The organism is Thermodesulfobacteriota bacterium, assembly GCA_039028315.1.
GTDB lineage: Bacteria > Desulfobacterota_D > UBA1144 > Nemesobacterales > UBA2774 > CR02bin9.
The window spans coordinates 1-7,571 of record JBCCIH010000121.1 but is presented as its reverse complement, the minus strand read 5'-3'; the positions used below and the strand labels follow the sequence as shown (position 1 = coordinate 7,571).

Here is a 7,571-nt window from a genome sequence, read left to right as displayed (position 1 = left end):
TGTTAAAGAGGGTGAGGGAGGGTTAAGAGACATAAACTATGCCCTTTGGATTGCTCAGGCTAAATATAAAGTAAAGAGTTTTCAGGAGCTATTGCCAAAAGGAATACTCCTTGAAAAGGAGCTTAAAACTTTTGAAAAAGGTCTTAATTTTCTGCTTTTAATCCGCTCTGAGCTTCACTATTTGGCTCAGAGGGGAGAAGATAGGCTTGGGTTTGAGTTCCAGGAGAAAATTGCCAAGTTTCTAGGTTTTAGAGATGCTGATCTGCCCGCAGTTGAGAGGTTTATGAAGATTTATTACTTAAGGGCTCATGATATCAGGGAGCAATCCAAGATACTAATTGATAAATGCGTGGCAGAAGTCAGGTTGATTCCACGCGGACCTAAAAAAATTAAACTTGAGCATGATTTTATAATCCAGAGCGGGATGCTGTCTGTTTCAAATGCTGAAATTTTTAAAGAGGATCCTGCTAACCTGATGAGAGCATTCGAATATTCTGATAAACACGAAATTAGAATGAATCCCTATCTGGTTGATTTGATTAGAGAAAATGTTAGCAGAACTGCTATTGACGAGAACTTTAGAACTAATCCTGAAGTAAATGCCTCTTTCTTAAGAATACTTAGGAAGGGTAAAAATGTTGCCGATACCCTTTTTGAAATGAACAGACTTAAGTTGCTTGGTTACTACATTCCGGAATTTGGAAAGATTATCTGCATGGTTCAGCATGATGCTTATCATGTCTACACGGTAGATGTACATTCAATTTTTGCTGTAAGAGAAATAGAAAATCTCCTGAACTATAAAAGCGATGAGGAGTTTCCATTATTAACCAAAACAGCTGAGTCTGTAATGAAAAAACATGTTCTATATCTAGCATGCTTGTTTCATGATATGGGCAAGGGAGAGGGCAGTAACCACTCACAGAAAGGAGCTGCTATGATCCCGACAGTTGCAAAGCGGATGGGATTATCAAAATCAGACAGTGAACAGTTGGAGTTTTTAGTAAAGCATCATTTAATAATGTCTCATTTTTCACAAAGGCGCGATATTCATGACTACAGTATGATAGTCAGGTTTGCCAAGTCGGTGAAATCTCTTGAAACTCTATCTCTGCTATATCTGCTTACGTTTGCGGATATTAGATCTGTGGGTCCCGAGGTTTGGTCAAACTGGAAAGGTATGCTGCTTAAGGAGCTGTATATAAGAACAGCCAAGGTGTTAGAGGAAGGTGGAGAATTTAAGAAAGAAGAACCCCAGGACAGGCTTAAAAGGGTTATCAATGAAGTTATTAGATTGCTCGGCAGAAAAGTTCCTAAGATTAAAATCAGAAGGATCTTGTCTAAAATGCCTAATTCTTACTTTATGGGGTTTTCGCCCAGAAAAATATCGAAACATGTTGAATATATACATAAATCAAAAGGCATATTCGGATTTGATCTATCCTTTTTCCCAAATCAGGAGTTTGATGAACTTACTATATGGGGAGTAGATGAGCCCGGTATATTCTCAAGACTCTGCGGGGTTATTAGGGCTAGTGGCTTTAATATCCTAGGAGCCAGAATCTCCACAAAAAAAGACGGTAAGATCTTAGACGTTTTCTATGTGAACAGGTTGGGTAAATCCAGCGGAGGCGAAGAAGAGCTCTTCAAAAAACTGGATAAAAACCTTAAAGGAGTCCTATCAGGTAAGCTGGATTTAGAAAAATTAGTCGCAAAACGCAAGAAGGAAAGATCTCGCTACGGAAAGAAAATTCCTCAGTACCCGACACGAATTGAAGTGGACAACGAATCTTCTGATACAGCGACAGTGATCGATGTTTATTCTTATGATAGAGCGGGTCTGCTCTATGATATAACTAAAGCTATCACTGATCTTAAGCTTTCTGTTGAGTATGCAAAAATTTCCACTAAAGTAGACCAGGTAGTTGATGCATTTTACGTACTAGACTCGAAAGGCAAGAAGATTTCTGATCCGGAAAAAATAGAAGACATAAAAGCCTCTATTTATAAATCAATTTCTGAATGATTCAAGAGTCGTCTAAGATTTATATATCATTTTTCTTGCTAACTACTATTCCGATACGAGTTTCATCGTTGTAATAAACCATATCGTTTGTTATCTCTATTTTCCAAATATAAAATAAATCTCCACTTAGCATTTCAGTATCCAATGCACTTAAAGTAATTGTAAATAGTTCTTTGCCTTCCTCTATACTTACCTGTGTTACGTCTCTTTTCGCTACTATTTCTTTGCCATGAGTGTTCAACACGCACATCTTGCACGAGTATCCAATTAAACTATTTACCCCGCTTACGCCCAAGTTTATAGTAGGGCCCGGCTCTCCATTAACTATCTCTATCTTCTCTAATATCCTCATTTGTTTTGCTTAGCCGATTAATTATGATTCTGGATGCTCCAACTTGATATTACCGCCATAATAGCTTATGATTTGCGATACAAATTCATATTATAAAAGGATAATATCGCAATACGCGACTTATGTCAAGAGATAATTCACATAACGCGAGTTTGTTAATATCTAAGCTCAAGCAGTATTATAGTTTTGGCAATGATAAGGAATTAGCTGATTTCTTGGGTATTGCGCCGAATACACTTGCGAGCTGGAAGTCTAGAAACTCATTAGATTGGCCGCTGATATTCGCCAAATGCGAAGATGTGAGCATGGAATGGCTTATAAATGATATTGGTCCGCCTTCATCTTCTTTGTTTGAGGAGTATTTTACTAATACAGGAGCTCTGCTGTCCAAAAAGAGCACATATATACTCTCAGAATCCAAGGAGCCTTCTAAATATAAAGGTGATGAAACTTCAGACAATTCTGAAAGTGAAAAGGTAGTCCTGCTTGTGCCGGTACATGGAAAGATAGGAGATGGTGATCTTACTTATTATAAAGAAAGAGATCCTGACGATCAGATTACAGTCCCACTAAATGTTCACTCCCAAGGTATGTACTATTTCACTGTATCAGGTGACAGCATGTTTCCTGTAATTAGAGAGAGCTCTAGTGTTGGTATAGATACTGATGACAAAAAAGTTATAAGCGGCGAAATCTATGCAGTGTGGCTCCGCTCTGAAGGTGTAACTCTTAAATATTTATTTTCTACTCATAAATCACTGATCGTGAAATCTGAAAATCCACATTACCCTCAGATCGAGGTCCCCAATGATGAACTCGAGGATTTTGAGGATCTAATAATAGGGCGAATGAGGTATCTCTCACAAGTCTATGAATAGTTTTTAAGTCAAATATGTGTATTCTTTAAAACTTGCCAATATATGAATAGTAAAAATAATATTGAGTCTCACAGCGATTTTCTTATCATAGGAAGCGGGCTTGCAGGGCTTTACGCTGCGCTCTATGCATCAACTTTTGGCTCAGTGATACTTCTCACAAAATCTACAATTGAGGAAAGCAATTCCTTTTGGGCACAGGGCGGGATTGCGGCTGCTATGGATCCACAGGACTCCACGTGGTTTCATATTGAAGATACTCTAAGAGCAGGACGAGGGCTCTGCAACAGAGAGGCGGTTGAAATTCTGGTTGAAGAAGGGCGTCAAAGAGTTATCGATATGATGGACCTTGGCATGGAGTTTGACACAGGAGATGCCGGGCTTGAGCTTGGACTTGAAGGTGGCCACACCAAAAGACGCGTCCTGCATGCGGGGGGCACTTCTACAGGAAAAGAGATGGTCAGGTTTTTGATTTCAGCAGTTGAGAAAAATCCTTCCATCACAAAATATGAGAACACAGGTGTTGTTAAGCTCCTCTCAGATAATAAAAGATGCTACGGAGCACTCGCCCTAGATAACAATTTCAACTCAAAAATAATACTTTCTAAGGCTACCATACTCGCAACCGGTGGGGCCTCAGCGCTTTATAAGAGAACTACAAATCCCAAAGGCTCTGTCGGAGAGGGTATAGCACTTTCATACCAAGCTGGTGCCCAGATTACTGATATGGAATTTGTCCAGTTTCATCCAACAGCGTTTTATAGCGAAAACGGGGAGAGTTTTTTGATCAGCGAAGCACTTAGAGGAGAGGGGGCTTATCTTCTAAATAGCAAAGAAAGAAGGTTTATGACCGAGTACAGCGAATACGCTGAGCTTGCGCCAAGAGATATTGTCTCACGCTCAATATTTACCGAAATGAATACATCGGGAGAGGATAATGTTTACCTAGACCTAAGACATATAGAATCTGACTATATTAAAAATCGCTTCACTAATATTTATGATTTTTGTCTTAGCTCAGGGGTGGATGTAACAAAAGATTTAGTCCCTGTTGCGCCAGCTGCACACTACACGATAGGCGGTGTAAAAACTGGGTTATATGGCGAGACAAACATAAAGGGCCTGTTTGCCTGCGGTGAGGTTGCCTCAACAGGCGTTCATGGTGCTAATAGACTTGCAAGCAATTCTCTATTAGAGTGCGTGGTTTTTGCCAAACGCTCAGTAGACGGTGCTGTTGTAGATTTAGAACAAGATCAACAATTGCCTGATTTATCTTCTCTAAACCTAAAGGAGCATAAATTTGAATACTCAGAGTCTCAGTCAAATCAACTGTCCCACATAAAAAGAGCGGTATCGCAAATTCTAAACAGCCAGGTTGGTATAGTCAGAGACGGGAGTGGAGTTAGGAGCGCTATACAAAACTTAGAGAAGATTGCTAAATCAGTAGAAGAATTCTCTGGTTACTATAGACTAAAATTTAATATGGCGCTCGATGCGGCGCTTTTGATAGCGAAATTCTCATTAATTAGAGAAGAGACGAGGGGAGTTCATATTAGAGAGGACTTTTCAGGCGAAAATAGCGACTGGGCAAAACACATTGTGGTTATAAAGGGCAAAGAGCCCAAGTATTCCCCTGTAAATTAATAGATAAATGGAAGAACTTAATATTAATTGGGATAAGGTTGATTTAATTTTAGAGAATTCTCTTATAGAGGATCTTGGATCTGGAGATGTAACGACAAATGCGATTTTCTCACCAGACCAAAGATGCGAAGCTTATGTTGTGGCAAAACAAAAGGGCATAGTTTCAGGCGTAGAAGTAGCAAAAAGAATATTTACAAAATTAGACCCTAATTCTTCTTTTACTCAAAACTTAAATGACGGCAATATTGTAGAGCCCGGTTGGGAAATTCTAAGAATTCATGCCAGCGTTAGAGCCGTTTTATCAGGCGAGCGGCTTGCTCTGAATTTACTTCAGCGCATGTCAGGCATAGCAACGCAGACATCTAAGTATGTAGATGCGCTTAAAGGCTTTAATACCGAAATACTTGATACCAGAAAAACCGTCCCAGGGCTAAGAGTTTTAGACAAATATGCAGTTGCTTGCGGGGGAGGACAGAATCACCGTTTTGGCCTTTACGATCTTGTTATGATCAAAGATAATCACATAAAAGCTGCGGGCGGGATAGAAAATGCGCTAGAGCTGGTTCGCAGCAAATACGCCGGCAAGTATAAGATAGAGGTTGAAACTTCTAATCTAAATGAAGTAGGGCAGGCCCTTAAATCTGGGGCGGATATAATAATGCTGGATAATATGAGCACAGATATTATGAAAGAGGCCGTCATATTAATCGATGGAAAAGCTTTCACTGAAGCCTCAGGCGGCATTACGCTTAAAGGCCTATCCAAAATTGCCGAAACCGGAGTTGATTTTATATCTGTTGGCGCTCTAACACACTCCGTACAGGCGCTGGACATATCCCTCTATATGGTATAATTACCCCCTTAACATTAATAAATAAATGATTATATTATGAGTAATATGGTAAAGATTGCAGAAGAAATTAAGAGACTAAAACAGCAAAAAAATGCAGTGATTTTAGCCCATAACTACCAACTTCCTGAAGTCCAGGACATTGCTGACTTCACAGGGGACTCCCTTGCCCTCTCACAGGAAGCTGCCGATACCGAGGCTGATATAATCGTGTTTTGCGGGGTTCATTTCATGGCCGAGACAGCATCCATTATTTCACCGGACAAGAAAGTACTTATCCCCGATGAGAAAGCAGGCTGCTCTCTTGCTGATACCATTAACGCTGAGCAGCTTAAAAGCTGGAAACAAGAAAACCCAAATGCCGTTGTGGTTTCATACGTAAACACAACCGCTGAGGTAAAAGCGCTTAGTGATTATTGCTGTACCTCGGCAAATGCTGTTCAGGTTGTAAAATCTGTTCCTGAAGATAAAGAGATACTTTTTTTGCCTGACATGTTCTTGGGAGCATACGCTGCTAAAGTTACAGGTAGAAAAATTAATATCTGGCCAGGTGAGTGCCACGTGCATGCGGGTATTCGAAAGCAGGACATCGAGGATATGCAGCACGAGCATCCAGAAGCAGAAATGATAGTACACCCGGAGTGCGGATGTACTACAAACTTGTTATATCAAATAGGGGAAGAAGCTCATACGAATGGAAATGGGAATGGAAATGGAAATAGAAACGGTAACGGTAAAGCGAATGGGAATATAAAATTCCTATCTACAGGCGGGATGATAAGACATGCAAAAGAGTCTGAATCTAAAGAATTTATAATAGCAACTGAAACAGGCATGCTGCATCCGCTCAGAAAAGCTAACCCCGATAAGGTATTTCGTCCAATAAAAGAGAGCGCGGTTTGTAAGTATATGAAAATGATTACTCTACCCAAGGTGCTTAGGTCACTTGAAGAAGAAATTGTTGAAGTGAAAGTGCCGCTCGATATTGCTATGCAGGCCAAGAAATCAATTGACCGAATGCTTGAGATAACAGCCTAGTATCCCGCAGTCAGGCCGCCAGGCCTTCTTGGGTCTGACGCCCCGAATAAAAAACCATCTTTTTTAATTATACTCTCTGCAACCCCGATTGTGCGGCCGATCTTAACATCGTATCCTATATCAGTAAGTATCTTAATCGTATCGTTGTTTAAGCCCTTTTCTACAAATAAAGTATCAGGAAGCCATTGGTGATGAACGCGCGCTGCATTAGTAGCCTCGGCAATGTTCATATCAAAATCTACTACGTTTAATATGATCTGTAGAACTGTGGTAATAATCCTACTTCCCCCGGGGCTTCCTGTAATAAGAAACGGCTTATTATCTTTCATTACAATTGTTGGTGTCATAGAGCTAAGCATTCTCTTTCCAGGCTCGATTGAATTAAACTTTCCTCCTACAAGGCCGAATGCGTTTGGCACACCTGACTTAGCAGAGAAATCATCCATCTCATTATTGAGAAGGATGCCTGTTCCAGGAACAGTAATTTTTGATCCATAACTAAAGTTAAGCGTATATGTGTTTGATACAGCGTTGCCATCACTGTCAATTACTGAGAAATGCGTGGTGTTTGGACCTTCATAGCTACTTAAGTCACCAGGTTTGATTTCTATACTCGGTATAGCCGATCCAGGTCTGATTTCATTTTTTATAGATTTTGCATAGTCTTTCGATGTTAGCTCTGCTAGAGGTATTGGATTAAAATCCGGATCTCCAAGATATTTAGAACGATCCGCGTATGCGTGCTTCATAGTTTCCGCTAAGATATTGATTGTTTTAGCTGTGTTC

The 7,571-nt window shown here is 40.1% G+C and carries 7 protein-coding genes; 5 read left to right on the top strand and 2 right to left on the bottom strand.

Annotated elements, in window-relative coordinates:
* Positions 1–2,026, top strand: a 2,026-nt coding sequence (glnD, locus tag AAF462_08205; protein ID MEM7009099.1) for a [protein-PII] uridylyltransferase, incomplete at its 5' end; no start/stop codon positions are given.
* A 19-nt stretch (positions 2,027–2,045) separates the two neighbouring features.
* Here glnD and AAF462_08200 read toward each other — a convergent pair.
* A complete protein-coding gene (locus tag AAF462_08200; protein MEM7009098.1) occupies positions 2,046–2,378 on the bottom strand; it encodes a hypothetical protein in 333 nt (110 codons plus the stop codon).
* 122 nt (positions 2,379–2,500) lie between these two features.
* On the opposite strand from AAF462_08200, the gene AAF462_08195 reads away from it, so the two are divergent.
* Genes AAF462_08195 through nadA form a run of 4 tightly spaced genes read left to right on the top strand, consistent with a single transcriptional unit; the run spans position 2,501 to position 6,785 of the window.
* The gene (locus AAF462_08195; GenBank protein MEM7009097.1) at positions 2,501–3,256 is read left to right on the top strand and encodes a LexA family transcriptional regulator; all 756 of its coding nucleotides are present in this window, start codon (positions 2,501–2,503) and stop codon (positions 3,254–3,256) included.
* Positions 3,257–3,298: 42 nt separating this feature from the next.
* Positions 3,299–4,897: an L-aspartate oxidase gene (gene nadB, locus AAF462_08190; GenBank protein ID MEM7009096.1), complete on the top strand. Its 1,599-nt coding sequence runs from the start codon at positions 3,299–3,301 to the stop codon at positions 4,895–4,897.
* A 7-nt stretch (positions 4,898–4,904) separates the two neighbouring features.
* Positions 4,905–5,750: a carboxylating nicotinate-nucleotide diphosphorylase gene (gene nadC / locus AAF462_08185; protein MEM7009095.1), complete on the top strand. Its 846-nt coding sequence runs from the start codon at positions 4,905–4,907 to the stop codon at positions 5,748–5,750.
* Between the two features lie 36 nt (positions 5,751–5,786).
* Positions 5,787–6,785, top strand: coding sequence for a quinolinate synthase NadA (nadA, locus tag AAF462_08180; protein MEM7009094.1), 999 nt, complete (start codon positions 5,787–5,789; stop codon positions 6,783–6,785).
* Here the strand turns inward: nadA and AAF462_08175 are convergent.
* On the bottom strand, positions 6,782–7,571 hold a 790-nt coding region (locus tag AAF462_08175; protein MEM7009093.1), incomplete at its 5' end, for a gamma-glutamyltransferase. The genes nadA and AAF462_08175 overlap by 4 nt on opposite strands.